A 14,532-nucleotide genomic window follows, 5' to 3' on the forward strand; every position below is an offset into this window, starting at 1 on the left:
TAACTGCTCTTTACACCGAATGAGATGTCTAAATCCGTAATTTTTTTTATGGTTTTGCTTTCACACTGACCCACATTGGTGTCCGATAGCGGATTTCGATTGGTAATATTTGGCTGATGTTAAAAAGCGTTTTGTCGACGTTTTTTGTCGAGAATACCCCGGTGAGCTTCAAAGAGGACAACTGTGGATCGACTGAGAGAATACCGCGACGGTATCGACTTAGCTCCGTAATAAACTCTGTGAGTGGCATCCCTTGTGCCATGATTTTTTGTTCTAACCATAGGGCGTCGTCACTGAGATTCTTTTGTATGTTCGAGGTTTCACGTTGCGTAAAGTGGGCGTTTTCACCAGCAAGCAAGTGCTGTGCTCCCATACCAAGTAAAGGGTAGAGTGCTACTTCGCCCTCATAAACGGAAACTAGCGTATCGTCGTCTCGTTTTTGTACGGTGAAACGGGTGCCTATTGGTACGACTCGACCTTGCGGAGTAGTGACATGGAAAGGGGTGAGATGGTGAGAACTGGTGACCATAATCTCACCTTCAAGCAGGTGTAAACGTCGTTCTTGCTGGTTAAAGTCGACAAATACGCGGGTGGCGGTGTTCATTGCCATTTGAGTGCCATCAGAAAGCAATATGTCTTTCACCTCACCCGTCGCTGTAGTGTACTCCGCACCATTGGGAAGAGAGCTATGAGTAGACATCATCAAACTTAACGTGCCAAGAGAAAGGCCACCAAGCATCAAGACTTGTCGGCGGTTCAAACCACGCTGTTTTGGAGCAAGCACTTTGCGGCTAATCGGGGAGTTTGGAATACCAGTAAACTTTCTTTGTAGCTCTTCTAACTGCTGCCAAGCATAAGCGTTATCAGGGTGGGCGCTTCTCCAGCTATCAAAGGCATCTCTGTCTTGTTGTGTTACGTCATCGGCCCACAAGCGCGCCATCCACAGAGAGGCTTGCTCGATGGATTCACGAGAAACTTGCTCCATGTTACTCGTTCTCACTCAGCATGGTCATCATGCAGCCCTGCAGTGCTTTCGCTACGTATTTCTCGACAGAAGACACTGACACGTCGAGTGCGAGTGCGATTTCTTTATAGCTCTTGCCTTCCAATTGGCGCATCAAAAGTGCTTGGCGAGCTTTAAGAGGTAAACGATGCAGAAGGGCATCAATTTCGACCAGAGCTTGCACAACGACAGCTTGGTCTTCAGGAGAGCCAGCGACTTCTACAGGTTCTTGTTCGATGAGTTCTAAGTAAGCGGCTTCGATTCGACGACGTCGGTAAAGATCAATGACCAAACCTTTTGCGATATGAGTAAGGTATCTTCTCGAATCTTTCGCTTCAGGTAATTTGCCTCGGGTAAGGAGTCTTAAATAAGTGTCTTGAACTAAATCGGCAGTTGCTTCAGGACACCCCAAACGACGTTTAATAAACACAGATAACCAACTGTGGTGCTCTTGGTACATGTTACCGATACGAGCTGCGCTTGCTGAACTGATAGCCGCCATGATTTGATACTCCTTCCCTAACTAACAGTAATGATAATAATTATCATTACGACAGTTGGCGGAATATAACAGAAAAATAAATAGGTTCCAGAGGAAAAATTTATAAAAATTATTAATGATAAGACTATCGTCACTAAATCAATGACTTTAAAAGTAAAAAAAGATGTGAATAAACCAGGGTGTTGCCAGCGCGACAGGTAGAAGAAAACGACCGTATACAAGATTTTCTGAGCTATATAAGAAATATTCTATTGTCGAAGTTGATTCGGTATTGAGAAAACTCTTTTCGTTATTTTCTTTGCTTGAAAACGGCTGGAGGTAAATCAATTTTATGACCTTTTCTAAACCAAATTGCATTTTGTCTAAGATGGCTTTGTTGAAATGAGTTTTATGCTCAATGCTTTATATACCTGAGTTTTGAGCCTGTTAATGCTTTAGTGATGTGAGCCTGATTCTTAGAATTGAGAGGTTTGTTCAGAAAATGATTTTGGTTAGACTGAAGGTGGTGATGGGTAGCAGATGGATTGGTTATGTGGAAGATATGCCTGGAGTGGTCAGAAGATAAAACAAAGGTTTTTGCCCGCTTACCGGGAGATGTGGATCTCGGAGGTGAGCTAAATCAAAAGGAATTGCCTGAGCAGCTTCAGATGATGGAAGCTGACAAAGCGTTTGTCGATGAAACTGAGGTGGTGCGATTCATTAATTGCGCGCGTGAACGTAAATCAGAAGCCTATGAAGGGATCGTGATTGCACAGATCAAAAACGCTCAGGTGGAAGTTGAACTCTCCAACAATGACATGCTTGCCAGCATGAATGTGACGGGCGCTTATGGAGGACGAGGACTAAGAGGTCCTGAAATTGTTCAAGCACTCGCGCATGCTCGTGTTTCCAAAGGCATCAATAAACTTGCGTTGAAAAAAGTGTTGGTTGTCAGTACACAGCTAAAACCCGGAGAAACCTTCACCCAAGCTGTTGCGGTTGGCAAGCAACCTGTTAAAGGCAAAGACGCTATCTTCACGCCACTTGTTAAAGACATCACCAAGCGCATCCTTAAGCCGAAAGAAGGTCAATCCTCTAGTGACAAAATCGATCTACGCAATTTAGGTGAAACCATCGCTGTCGATATTGGGGATGAAGTGATGCGCCGTACTCCGGCGACCAGAGGCATCCCGGGCTTCACCGTTCAAGGGCGCGTTATTCCGCCACAAGCGGGCAAAGACAGTCCAATTAAACCCGGTAAAGGCACTGAAATCAGCAAGTCTGATCCAAACCTTCTGCTTGCATCTGTTTCAGGTACACCACTGATCAAAGAAAAAACCATCGAAGTCGACAATGCACTTTGCCTCAATAGTGTCGGAGTAAACACCGGTCACGTGAAATTTAAAGGTAACGTCATCATTGGCGGGAACATCGAATCGGGCATGATAGTGAAAGCGACGGGCTCAATTACAGTGGGTGGTTTTATTGAATCTGCCGATGTACAAGCTGAAGGGGATATTCAAGTTGCTAAGGGCATCATTGGTCATACAGTGAGCGATGGTCAGCCAAAAAGCTGCCATGTGCGCACCAAAACATCGATTCGTGCCAGTTATGCCCAATATTGTGAATTGCAATCTGGTGAAGACATAGAACTTGCTGTCCATAGCATGAACAATGACATTGTTTGTGGGCGCAATTTAATCGTGCTTGATGCCAGTGGCAAGAACGGCACTTTAAGTGGCGGTGATGCAAAAGTGGGCAGTAAGGTTTCCTGTTCGCAATTGGGTGTAGAGGGAGATACGGCGACCAAGGTTGAAGCCTTTGCAGATTATTCTGTCTTTAAGGAACGTATTGCAAATCTAAAAGACGAGTATAAATCCGCGCAAGAAGGCACCATGGACGTTATCCGAAAGGAACTTGAGTTTAAGAAACGCCCTAAAGCAGAGCGCACGGATGAAGAGCAAGCGCAGATAGAAGTATTGAAGGCGCAAAATAACACTCGTTTGGAAGACGTAAGGCAGAAGCTTGAGCAAACTGAACAAGATTTCGAAGTCGCATTAGCAGAGAATATTGTTGAAGCAACTGACCGAGTCTTTACGCGGGTGACGGTTCAATTTGGTGATGAGCAAGTCACCACCAAACGTACCCATGGCGGCTGTGTATTTAGCTTTAATCAATACGAGATTAAAGTCTCAGCAACCTTGGAAGAAGAAGACCTGGCTGCTGTTTAACCTTAGGAACGAAAGCCCATTTATCTGGGCTTTCGCTTCATTTTGCCTTAACAAATCAGACCCAATGCTAAGTCGTTAAGCGATGTGTTCACGGTAGTAGTCACCTAATGCGAAGACGTCACCACTGCACATGATTTTCATCGCTTGTTTGATGTGCTCAATTGACCAATCCCACCACTGAATTTCTAGTAGCATCGATACCGCCTCTTCATCAAAGCGCAGGCGAACCACATGATTATTACCAACCACAATGGAATACGGTTCGACATTTTTAGTGATCACTGAACGCGCACCAATCACTGCACCATCACCGATTGTCACGCCCGGCATTATCATGGCTTCACTACCAATCCAGACATCGTTGCCAATAATGGTATCGCCGGCACGCTCAAAGCCGCTTTGTACCCCATTGCCAAACTCTTCTGGGGAAAAGGGAAACGTGGAAATCCAATCAATACGATGTCCCTGATTACCCGCCATCATAAAAGTCGCACCAGAGGCAATCGAACAAAATTTCCCAATGATCAGTTTATCGACTTCGCCATATGCGCCGTTTTGCCATTCGTGTTGTGTCACACTGTCGCCCATCAAATAACGAACAGCCTGATCTTCGAAAGTTTTGCCATGGTAAAAGCCGGAGTAGTAGCTGTATTCACCCACTTCAATGTTTGGGTTGGTGACATGATCTTTAATGATTTGCCCTTTCAGCCAAGTATCGAAAGCGTTCATCTGTATTCTCCATGCAAAAATTTAAGTTGTGCGCAGTGTAGAGCCTTTCTATTATTTCCAGTAGGTTGATTTTAGAGATTCATAATTACTATATGGAAATAAACTGGCTCAGTTACGTACCGATTTACATTTCACTGTGCGAAGAGAAAAGTATTGCTGGTGCGGCTAAAAAGCTGCGCTGCTCCAATGCCCATGTGAGTCGTCAACTTAGGCAGTTGGAGGCGATACTTTCTGTTCAGCTTATCCAACGCACCACGCGACAATTTAACCTTACTTATGATGGACAGCGTTTCTACCACCAAGTGAAAGGCTTAATGGAAAATGTGGAACAGATTAATGAACAAGTGATGGAGACCGATAAGGTTGCTGGGCATTTACGTATTGCTGCTTCTGCCTCATTTGGTGCGGAGTTACTCAACCCTTCATTAATTGCATTTCGTCAGCAGTTCCCCGACGTTACGTTTGAGGTGATTTTCACTGAGACACCGCTCGATTTGATTGAGTCTGGGTTTGATCTTGCGTTCTTTTTTACCGACTCACCCCCTGAAGGGTATGTCGGACACCATCTGCGTTCTTTACACTGTAAACCATTCGCGAGCAAAGCGTATCTAGCGACAAAACCATCACCAAACACACCAGAAGATTTGCATCTTTTAGAGCACATTACCTATCGCAATGCTGAATTGAATCTGGATACATGGCACTTTCATCATCAGCAAACTCAACAAGACATTAAGGTCACGTTATCCAGCGTGTTGTGCTTTAATCTTGTCCAATCGATGCTTGATGCGACAGTAGCTGGTTGCGGTGTCGCGATGTTGGATGAGTTTGCACTAGAAAAACTGAGTCCCCAAGAGCGAGCGCAACTTGTCACTTTACTCCCCGATTGGCGTACTAAAGCAATACTTCCACTCTATCTGCTTTACCCTAAACGTGAACATCTACCGAAACGAACACGAGCATTTATTGATTTTTTTAAAAACAATAGATGATTCGGTGGTTTTTTGTTCAATAACAACATGTTGTGGTAACAATAAGTGAGTTTAGTTGAAGGGAGCAACTTGTTGCCTATAATTCGCACCCCTTAAATATCACGTTTTGTGAATATCGTTTCAGTGCATCGCACGCATATTTGGGTTTTTATTATATGACACGTTCAATTGTTGCTCTTTCGTTAGCTACTATTTTCACTTCAACTTTTGTTTCTGCAGAAACAATTGAAGGCTCCTCATACGACCGTTCTGGTTTTGGTGTAAATATTGGCTACGCAATGACTTCCCTTGATAATGTTACAGCGGCGACGGAAAGCGGTGTATCTTTCGGTGTTTCGTACACTTTTAACAATGGTCTTGTGATCGCTGGTTCTTATGTTCCAACCATCGTTGAAGACAGTGCATCAATCGGCTATCTAGGTGCGCATGTAGAGGCTTCGCAAGCAAACCTTATGGTTGGTTATGAGAGCATGAGCGGTTGGCGTATTTTGGGTGGTCTAGCTGCTACTGATACGGAAGCGACAGTGTACAACGCATACACATCAGTTAGTGACTCAGACTCTTCGACTGGTTTCGCTGTGCAAGGCGGTTACGTATTCCAAAATGGAATTACGTTGGATGCTCAAATCTCAGTTGTAGATTTTGCTGGTATCGATGCAACAACTTCTAACCTTCTAGTTGGCTACAAGTTCTAATTCTTAGAGGGGACATGCATTTTGTGTCCCCTGTTCCCCCTCTATTATTCGTATGCAACAGCAAACTGACGTCTTGATGAGAAATTAAAAGTCTGGTTGGTGCTGCAGTAGAGCGATAAATGCGTCTAGGTGCTGTTCAATTGTCAGATCAGCAGAGATCGCGGGTAGTTCAACCGTAATGCATGGCAATGCGCGCTCGTTACACCAAGTTCCGAATGATCCCGGAGTTTCGTAATCTACGTCATCGACGAGCGGTAGCTTGAACTGCTCTCCAAGCCACTTCGCCAGCACTGAATGGGCTGGATCATCAACAAACGCAAGGGGCTCATGAAAAGAGACCACGAACTTTGGATTACGTTGCTCAATCAGGTTAATTAATGCGTCGACTTCGGGTTCAAGCGTTTTTTTGCTGCCTGTTTTGACTTTGACATCCCTCACGGGTGTGTGTGAACTCCAACGATAGACGGTGCCGTGTTCTGTCCAATTTTGTGTGGGGAAAGCACGGTTTAAGTCGACTTGATTGGCGTTTGCTCGTGTACCCAACTGGTTGGCGTCTGGGTTCATCGATAAAATAACGTCATGCTTTAAATCTTCAGCGGGCAAACTTCTCAGCGCGCAAGATAGCCCTGCGATAGACGCTGTCTCATCACCGTGTGTGCCTGCTAAAATCAAACCTCGGGAGTTACTTTCTACTTGCGCAGGGAAGTACAGCAATGGCGCGCCCAACACCGATTTTCCATATGATATCGGCGAAATTAAAAAAGCCGCTCTTTCCGTTCTTGGAATTAGACTCACCGTAATCTCCTGATTGTTCGATTAGTATTTGGATATCACTCAAGTTATGGTTGCTAAAACTAGCACTTTGAGATTACTTGGGTATAAACCGAACACTTAAAGTTCGTCAATGCTTGTATTATCAATTGTGGTACTTGCTTCAAAAGACGTGTTAGGAGAACGAAGAACGATATGGATTTTAAAAAGCATTCTACAGCGTTAGTGATTTCCTCTTTATTGACCCCATTTTTGTCCGCAGCTGCGTTTGCAGACTCTCTACCTGATGGCGTGCAATTGGCATCTGAACAACATTTAGTGCGTGCAAACGATGCCGAAGCAGCGACACTAGATCCGGCAAAGGCTGAAGGCTTACCCGAGATGCACATCATTCGCGATTTGTTCGAAGGCTTAGTCATCCAAGATCGTGATGGCAACATCGTTCCCGGCGTTGCAGAATCTTGGCAAACGGAAGATAACCAAACTTTTGTGTTCCATCTGCGTAAAGATGCGAAATGGTCGAATGGCGATCCTGTGACAGCGGATGACTTTGTTTATTCGCTGCGCCGAGCTGTGGATCCTAAAACGGCATCACCGAATGTTTGGTATCTCAAACTCACCAAGATCAAAAACATTGCTGATGTTGCGGAAGGTAAGAAGCCGCTGGATAATCTCGGTATGACTGCTGTCGATAAACATACGCTACGTTTCGAGCTGGATAGCAAGGTGCCTTATTTTGTCGCAATGACCGGGCATACCTCCATGATGCCAGTGCACAAAGCGACGGTTGAGAGCAGCAATAAACCGTGGAGTGATCCTAAGCAGTTTGTTGGCAATGGTGCATTCGTGCTAGACAAGTGGGTGGTGAATGAGCGTATTGAACTGAAGAAGAACCCAAACTACTGGGATAGCGCAGACGCTCACCTCACTCAGGTGACCTATATTCCGTTTGAAAACCAAAATGCCTCGATCAATCGCTATGCCGTGGGTGAGGTTGATATTACTTCAGATGTACCTACACACATGGCGCAAAAGCTGAAGAAAGAATACGCACAAGCTTACACCGCGGTGCCTCTGCTTTGTACTTACTATTATGCGTTTAATACCACTCGTCCTCCGTTTGATGATGAGCGAGTTCGTAAAGCTGTTTCTTACTCCATCATGCGTGATGTGATCACCGATGGTGTGACTCAAGTGGGTAACTTGCCTGCATACACATTTGCTCATCAATACACAGCGGGCTTTGACGCAACTCAGCCAGAATATAGCGCATGGACGCAGAAACAGCGTGATGCAAAGGCGCGTGAACTGTTGAAAGAAGCAGGGTACGGAAGCGGTAAGCCTTTGGATTTCAAATTGCTGTACAACACCAGCGAGTCCAACAAAGCCATTGCAGTGGCAATTGCTTCTATGTTGAAGAACAATTTGGGAGCCAAGGTTGAGCTAGAAAACCAAGAGTGGAAATCTTACCTGGTCGCACGTAAGCAAGGGGATTTTGATGTCATGCGTGCCTCGTGGTGCGGAGACTACAACGAAGCGTCCACTTTCTTGAGTCTGTTGCGCTCAGGCTCGTCAGGTAACTTTGCTCGCTACAGCAGTGAAGCCTATGACAGCGCGATGAACAGTGCATTGGCTGCCACCGATGAAAAAGCGCGCCAAGGTTTCTATGACCAAGCAGAGCAACTATTAGCTATGGATATGCCAATCGCGCCGATTTACTACTACATGCAAGCGCGTTTGGTTCGCCCTACGGTGGGTGGTTTTGCCAAAAACAACGTAGAAGGTCGTATTTACTCGAAAGACCTCTATATCAAGAAATAGCACCTAACCAACCAGTGCTAAAATCTAGCCCCGAAGAGGTGTCTTGCGGGGCTTCTTTTCTCTTAACGGGTGGAGAGCTTGTTGACTAGCATTGCGACTCGTTTGCCAAGATATTCGGCTGTCGCGAGATCAGAAAGAGGTAACTGACCATCTTCACCACCTTGAGCAACAATGCCACCTTGCACACCGTAGCGATTAAGGTTTTGCTCACCAGAATTGCTGATCTTGTCCAAGCCGACCCACATCATGCCGTGTTGGTTAGCGAGCGTTTGTAGGTATTGCAATGTGCAAGATTGGTCACCATTCATAGCCCCACCACTGGTAAAGCCGGCTGCGATTTTCCCTGCCCATTTTTGGTAACACCAAGATTCACTGCTTGCATCGGCAAATGCTTTAAACTGCGCAGCCACACTGCCCATGTAGGTTGGAGAGCCAAAGATAATCGCATCACACTCAGCAAGTTCATCCATTAGGTTAGGGTGCACAAAACGCCCCTCAATAATCTCACTGCCTTGAATACGATGAGAGAGAATTTCAAATCCACCTTGCTGTTCAATGCCCTGTTGTTCAGCGCCAGCGGCAATTGCGCGAGCAAGCTGACCTGTTACGTCGGTTTTAGAGAAATAAATAATCGCAATTTTAGCCACAATGGTTCCTTTTTCATTGTTGATCTTGAATCGTGCGAATAAGGCTAAAACCTCAAGCATGGTTGAGGTCAAGAAGGTGTTTAAAAACCGAGGAAACAAAAAGCCGATGTTGAAACATCGGCTTTTTAGTGGGCTATTTCTTTCTGCGGGTATAAATGCGTGAGGTGGTTTTTGGCTCCTCAACCTTGGCTTTCTCTTTCGCCAGTTTGAGTACCGCTTTTTGGAGCATCAAGTTGTTCGGGTAAGTGATTAGGTTGCCGTTGTCGTGCTTGATCAACACATGGAACATACGGATTTCCTGAATCTCACCGCTAATGTCTTCGTCTTTGTCCACGACTTTAATTCGGTCACCGACACGATATGGGAAGACAAAGAAGATCAGAAAGCTTGCCGTTATGTTACTAAGAATCGACCATTGAGCGATGAAAGCCACCCCCAATACCGCGAAGATAGACGATAGGAATAGCGACACATCGCCATAACCAATACCGGTCACGATGGCGAATAGCGAAGCAAACAGGAACAAAAATGCGACGTTGAAGCAACGTTGAATAAAGCTCAAGCGTGCTTTGTTTACGCCTTTAGCTTCTGCCAAATTCAGAATCGCGCGGTTGGCGATCTTCTTTAGCAAGCGATAAGCGATCACAATGATGACGCCCATCAACACTTTATAACCGATAGAGCCCGCCGTGAAATACTGACTGATTTGCTCTAAATGCATCCAATGATTCATTTCTTCAACTCGAGAATATTAAGAAGGCGCGTGTTATAGCCGATTTTGACTCGTAAGTAATTAACTATTTTCACTGCGGAATGAGATTTATGTTGAACAAATTTTGACCTTTATCCCAGTTCCGGATTGAGACGTAATGAACCTTGCTCTTTGTTGTGTTCGCTGCTGCTAATCTAGACAAGTTGATTGCGCTATGGAAAGTGGAGGGATGTGTGGAAGAAGATGAAAGGGCTATCATGGGACTTGTCGCCATTGTTGGCTTTGTGTTGGTTTGGATACTTCTCGAAGAGTTTGGCTATTTTGGTTTACTCACCTTCAATAAATAAGCCCCGCGAAACACTCAGTTCAACGGGGCTTTGATTTTTTTGTGCGGTTTAGTGCTAGCTGACGGCGCGAACCTTACCTTGCTTCAAGTCGTTAAGCACTTGCGCCTTCGGACCATCTGCAATCACACTGCCTTTTTCCATGACTATCACGCGATCAACAATGTCGAGCATTGAGGTTTTGTGTGTAATCAAAATCAGCGTCTCACTTGGTTTTAACTGCGCTAACTGATGTTTGATGTGCATTTCCGAACGGTTATCCATTGCACTGGTTGGCTCATCCATCAATAGCACAGGTGGGCGACCTAAAAACGCTCGCGCAATGGTTACCGCTTGACGCTGACCACCTGAAAGCATCGCACCACCTTCACCGACCTGACGCTCAAGACCTGCTGGGTCAGATTGAGTAAAGGCTGTGACGCCCGCTCGGTTTGCTGCATCTAATACATCGCGATCATCGGTTAGTGGACGACCGAGTGTAATGTTGTCGCGAATCGAGCCGAAGAATAGATTCGAATCTTGCGGTACGCAGCCGATATTGCGTCGTACGTCCACGTGATGAAGCTGTTCAATATCGGTGTCATCAATACGCACATGACCTTCTGTTGGCTTGTACAGACCCATTATCAAGCGTTCTAGCGTGGTTTTACCCGAACCAATACGACCGATGATCGCCACTTTCTCACCTGGATTGATGGTTAGGCTCAAATCACGAATCGATGCTACTGGTGCATCTGGGTAATGGAAGGTTACTCGGTCAATTTCAATCTTACCTTGCACGATAGGACGGTGAATGTAGCGTTTACCTTCTTCTTGCTCGTCTGGCATTTCCATCACTTGATTAATGATGGTCATCGAAGACTTCGCTTGGTTGTATCGGGTTGAAAGCAAAGAAAGCTGAACCATAGGACCAATCGCTCGACCACTTAGCATGGTTGCAGCAATCAAACCACCCATAGTGAGATCCCCATTCGCAATTAAGTACACGCCTAAAATGATCATGCCGACGTTACTACTTTGCTGCACAAAACCTGCTGCATTTTGAATACTGTCGGTGATACGACGGCTCTTGATGTTCCAGTTTGCCATGTGTGCAACGGCTTCTTCCCAGCGGTATTGGAATTGGCTTTGTGCACTCAGCATTTTCACCGTTTCTAAGCCAGATAAGCTCTCAATCAAGTTAGCGTATTTCTGTGAAGCAAGACGTGAACCTTCTTCAATCGAGCGGCGCAATGGACCTTGGATCAACGCGGAGTGAATCATCAGAATCACCACGCCCACCATAGGAACGAATACTAAGTCGCCAGCCATTAACCAGATGATAATCAGGAAGAGAATTGCGAAAGGTAAGTCAATCAACGCACTTACCGTGGCAGAGGTAAAGAATTCACGAATGGATTCAAACTCTTGCAAGTGGCGAGCAAACGCACCCACAGAAGGCGGCTTGGATTCCATACGGATGCCCATCACTTTGCTAAACAGCTTAGAGGAAATCAGGATGTCGGATTTCTTACCTGCCACGTCGATGAAGTAGTTACGCAGTGATTTGAGCAAGAAATCAAACAAGAACACCACGAAGATACCACTTGCCAACACCCATAGCGTCTCAAACGCGAGGTTTGGTACTACTTTGTCATACACCAAGCGAGTGAACATTGGTGCTGCGATAGCAAAGATGTTGATAAGGAGAGAAGCGATAAGCACATCGCGGTAGATGCGTTTAGATTGCCACAAGGTTGACCAGAACCAGTGACCTTCTTTGGTTTTGAGCACTTCGGGAGAGCGCTCGTCATAACGGAATTGCTTTTTAACTAAAAAATAGCGACCAGTGTACTGCTCAAGTAGGTCTTCTAGAGGAATGGAGATAGGCACCATTCCGCTTTCTAGGGTGGTGATTTCAGCTTCTTGCTTCTCAACGTTAATGCTATTGAGAACGCAAGAATCACCACCTTTAAGAAGTAAGATAGCCGGCAGAATTAGGCTAGAGATCTTGTCTAAATCTGCGCGGTTTTCCTTGGCAACCAATCCGGCCCTTTCCGCCGCTCTTGGTAGCAGAAACGGGGTAAGCTTGCCATCAGAGAGCGGAAGACCGTTAATCAGGGCTTCCGGTGAGTTGGCTAGTCCGTAGTATCGGCTAACGTAAATGAGCGAGTTCAGTAAAGGGTCTTTCATCCTTGGTATACCTTTCTTATTCCTTGTCGACGATGAAGCCTTGGAAGACTTCCACAAAGTGTTCGGTTAGGAAATCCAACTGAATCTGTGTTTCAACACGAGATGCGATCGTGGTAATACCCAAGTTATGAGCAGTACGTGAGATCGAAGTCAGCGTGAACTTCTGCTTCTCGTCGTGCAAGTTGTGCGTGAATAGGTAATCCAGTTTTACGTAATTCGGGCGGAATTCCTGAATGTACTCAAGTGACTGGAAGTTACGACCATAGTTATCAACACCGAACTCTGCTCCAGTTTGACGAATCGCGTTACATAGCAGGGCTGTATGGTGCGGATGGTCAATGAAACACGCTTCTGGAAGCTCAAAGTGGAGCATAGGTGCAACTTTCGGGTGCTTCTCTAGCATGCTGGTGGTCCAACGAATGAACGATGGTTGAGACAAGCTGCTTTGTGCGATGTTGATTGCCACTGGCTCTTTTAGCTCGCCGCTTTCTAACATCTTAATCATCGACTCAATGACGTATTGGTCGAAGATGTTGGTTGCGTCTAGCTGCTCAAGAGCAAACAGGTATTGGTTTGCACGGTAAGTCTCGCCATCTTTTTCGATGCTTGAGAACACCTCGTTGTGGAACACTTTACCCCAAGTATTTTTCGCAGACTGGAAGCGGAATTTAATCCAATCGCTGTGAATCGCTTCTTCAACCAACGCTTTCCATTGCTGTTTACCCATAAGGTTAGAAGTATTTTCACCACCAACGAAGCCGTACGCTTTGTCTGGTTGCGCTTTCGCTTTCGACAAGGCGTTATCCACCATCGATAGCACTTCAGTGCGCGTTTTCTGATCTTTACTGTGTGCAACACCCAGTGATGCTTTTGGTTTCGCAAGACCGGTAGGATCGGTATTCAGACCATTTACACAGTTAACGATACTGTCAGCTAGAATGCGCAGTTCGCTCTCATCCATGTGTGGGAATAATAGACCGAACTCGTCGCTAGATAGACGAGCAATGGTCGCTCCTGGTACATCGATAGTGTTTTTCAGACGTTGAGACAACTCTTTCACGTGGGCATCAGCGCGTTGATAGTCTTTCGTCTCGTAAATATCGCCAATGTATTCAGCATGGAGTAGCGCGATACCCCCTTGCGTTTGTTCTGCAAGCCATTGGTCAACTTGGTTAATGTAGAACGAGCGGTTACCTAGTTTGGAGATTGGGTCTAGGTAAGCTTGAGCACGCAGACGCTGTGCTTCTTTGGCTTGTTCTTTAAATGACAGTTCGATTTGTGCCGACATTGAGTTGACGCCATCAACCACTGCAATTAGGTCCTTGGTTTTTGGACGCGCCAGTGGGTCACCAAACTGGTTGTTGGCGATCTCGTGCATTTTCTTCACGATCGCAGCCAGCGGTTTTAATGAGCGACGTAGAATGTAAGAAATCGCAATCAGACCCACTAGGAAGATAATGCCAAATGCCGTAAGTAAGCGAATAAAGCCTTGCCAAAGTTGCTCGTAAGCAGCTCCTGGGTGGCTGATGATTTCAACTTCTGCAAGTTGCATCCAACCACTGGTTACCACGCGTTTATCATGAATCGCTTTGAACAAGTTCAAGTCGATGAACCATTGTGGAACATGGCTTGGTTTGACTGGGTACGAGCGTACGATTTGGTAATCCGAATCTAACGCGGTGAGACGTACGACAGAATAAGTACTGCCATCGAACAACGCATTAATCACGGATTCTACCGCCACCTTATCCTTGTCTTTTAAATAAGGTGCCAGTGCCAAACCAACGGTGTTAATGGTGTTGTTGACCTCTGAACGTTGCTGCTGCTCTAAGCTGTCTCGAGTAGTGTTGAACTGGATTACGAATACTGATGCCATCAAGAGTATAAAGACCGTAACCATTCCCACTACAAGCTTCTTATATAGGGTCATGTTT

At 45.6% G+C, this 14,532-nt stretch carries 12 protein-coding genes; 4 read left to right on the forward strand and 8 right to left on the reverse strand.

The features are described from left to right. Nucleotides 1–46 precede the first annotated feature (46 nt). Nucleotides 47–985 (reverse strand): FecR domain-containing protein, encoded by a 939-nt coding sequence (locus tag OH459_RS01175; RefSeq protein ID WP_269984705.1) that lies wholly within the window; start codon nt 983–985, stop codon nt 47–49. Between the two features lies 1 nt (nt 986). Continuing rightward, nucleotides 987–1,505: a sigma-70 family RNA polymerase sigma factor gene (locus OH459_RS01180; RefSeq protein ID WP_005450041.1), complete on the reverse strand. Its 519-nt coding sequence runs from the start codon at nt 1,503–1,505 to the stop codon at nt 987–989. A 530-nt stretch (nt 1,506–2,035) separates the two neighbouring features. Between OH459_RS01180 and OH459_RS01185 the strand changes: the two genes are divergently transcribed. Next, a complete protein-coding gene (locus OH459_RS01185) occupies nt 2,036–3,715 on the forward strand; it encodes a DUF342 domain-containing protein (protein WP_085319663.1) in 1,680 nt (559 codons plus the stop codon). A gap of 75 nt (nt 3,716–3,790) precedes the next feature. On the opposite strand, the gene OH459_RS01190 is transcribed toward OH459_RS01185, so the two are convergent. Beyond that, nucleotides 3,791–4,444, reverse strand: a complete 654-nt coding sequence (locus tag OH459_RS01190) for a CatB-related O-acetyltransferase (protein WP_005450045.1) — start codon at nt 4,442–4,444, stop codon at nt 3,791–3,793. A 92-nt stretch (nt 4,445–4,536) separates the two neighbouring features. On the opposite strand from OH459_RS01190, the gene OH459_RS01195 reads away from it, so the two are divergent. Next, nucleotides 4,537–5,436, forward strand: coding sequence for a LysR family transcriptional regulator (locus OH459_RS01195; RefSeq protein WP_269984711.1), 900 nt, complete (start codon nt 4,537–4,539; stop codon nt 5,434–5,436). A gap of 155 nt (nt 5,437–5,591) precedes the next feature. Continuing rightward, entirely contained in the window at nt 5,592–6,131 is a 540-nt protein-coding gene (locus tag OH459_RS01200) for an outer membrane beta-barrel protein (RefSeq protein ID WP_005450047.1), read from the forward strand. A gap of 84 nt (nt 6,132–6,215) precedes the next feature. Here OH459_RS01200 and mpaA read toward each other — a convergent pair whose 3' ends face one another. Beyond that, nucleotides 6,216–6,926: a murein tripeptide amidase MpaA gene (gene mpaA / locus OH459_RS01205; RefSeq protein WP_269984714.1), complete on the reverse strand. Its 711-nt coding sequence runs from the start codon at nt 6,924–6,926 to the stop codon at nt 6,216–6,218. A gap of 171 nt (nt 6,927–7,097) precedes the next feature. Between mpaA and OH459_RS01210 the strand changes: the two genes are divergently transcribed. Next, complete coding sequence (locus OH459_RS01210; protein WP_269984716.1) at nt 7,098–8,723, forward strand: ABC transporter substrate-binding protein; 1,626 nt, start codon at nt 7,098–7,100, stop codon at nt 8,721–8,723. Nucleotides 8,724–8,785: 62 nt separating this feature from the next. Here OH459_RS01210 and OH459_RS01215 read toward each other — a convergent pair whose 3' ends face one another. The 4 genes from OH459_RS01215 to OH459_RS01230 all read right to left on the reverse strand — a co-directional run bounded on the left by OH459_RS01215 (nt 8,786) and on the right by OH459_RS01230 (nt 14,528). Then, entirely contained in the window at nt 8,786–9,370 is a 585-nt protein-coding gene (locus OH459_RS01215; protein ID WP_026000293.1) for a flavodoxin family protein, read from the reverse strand. Nucleotides 9,371–9,503: 133 nt separating this feature from the next. Next, on the reverse strand, nt 9,504–10,091 hold the full coding sequence (locus tag OH459_RS01220) for a mechanosensitive ion channel family protein (protein ID WP_005450053.1): 588 nt from the start codon (nt 10,089–10,091) through the stop codon (nt 9,504–9,506). Between the two features lie 392 nt (nt 10,092–10,483). Then, on the reverse strand, nt 10,484–12,598 hold the full coding sequence (locus OH459_RS01225) for a type I secretion system permease/ATPase (RefSeq protein WP_005450056.1): 2,115 nt from the start codon (nt 12,596–12,598) through the stop codon (nt 10,484–10,486). A gap of 16 nt (nt 12,599–12,614) precedes the next feature. After that, nucleotides 12,615–14,528 carry a bifunctional diguanylate cyclase/phosphodiesterase gene (locus OH459_RS01230; RefSeq protein WP_269984720.1) on the reverse strand — a complete coding sequence of 638 codons (1,914 nt, stop codon included), beginning with the start codon at nt 14,526–14,528 and terminating at the stop codon, nt 12,615–12,617. Nucleotides 14,529–14,532 lie beyond the last annotated feature (4 nt).

The sequence above is a fragment of the Vibrio sp. MM46 genome (genome assembly GCF_027587135.1).
Taxonomy (GTDB): domain Bacteria; phylum Pseudomonadota; class Gammaproteobacteria; order Enterobacterales; family Vibrionaceae; genus Vibrio; species Vibrio harveyi.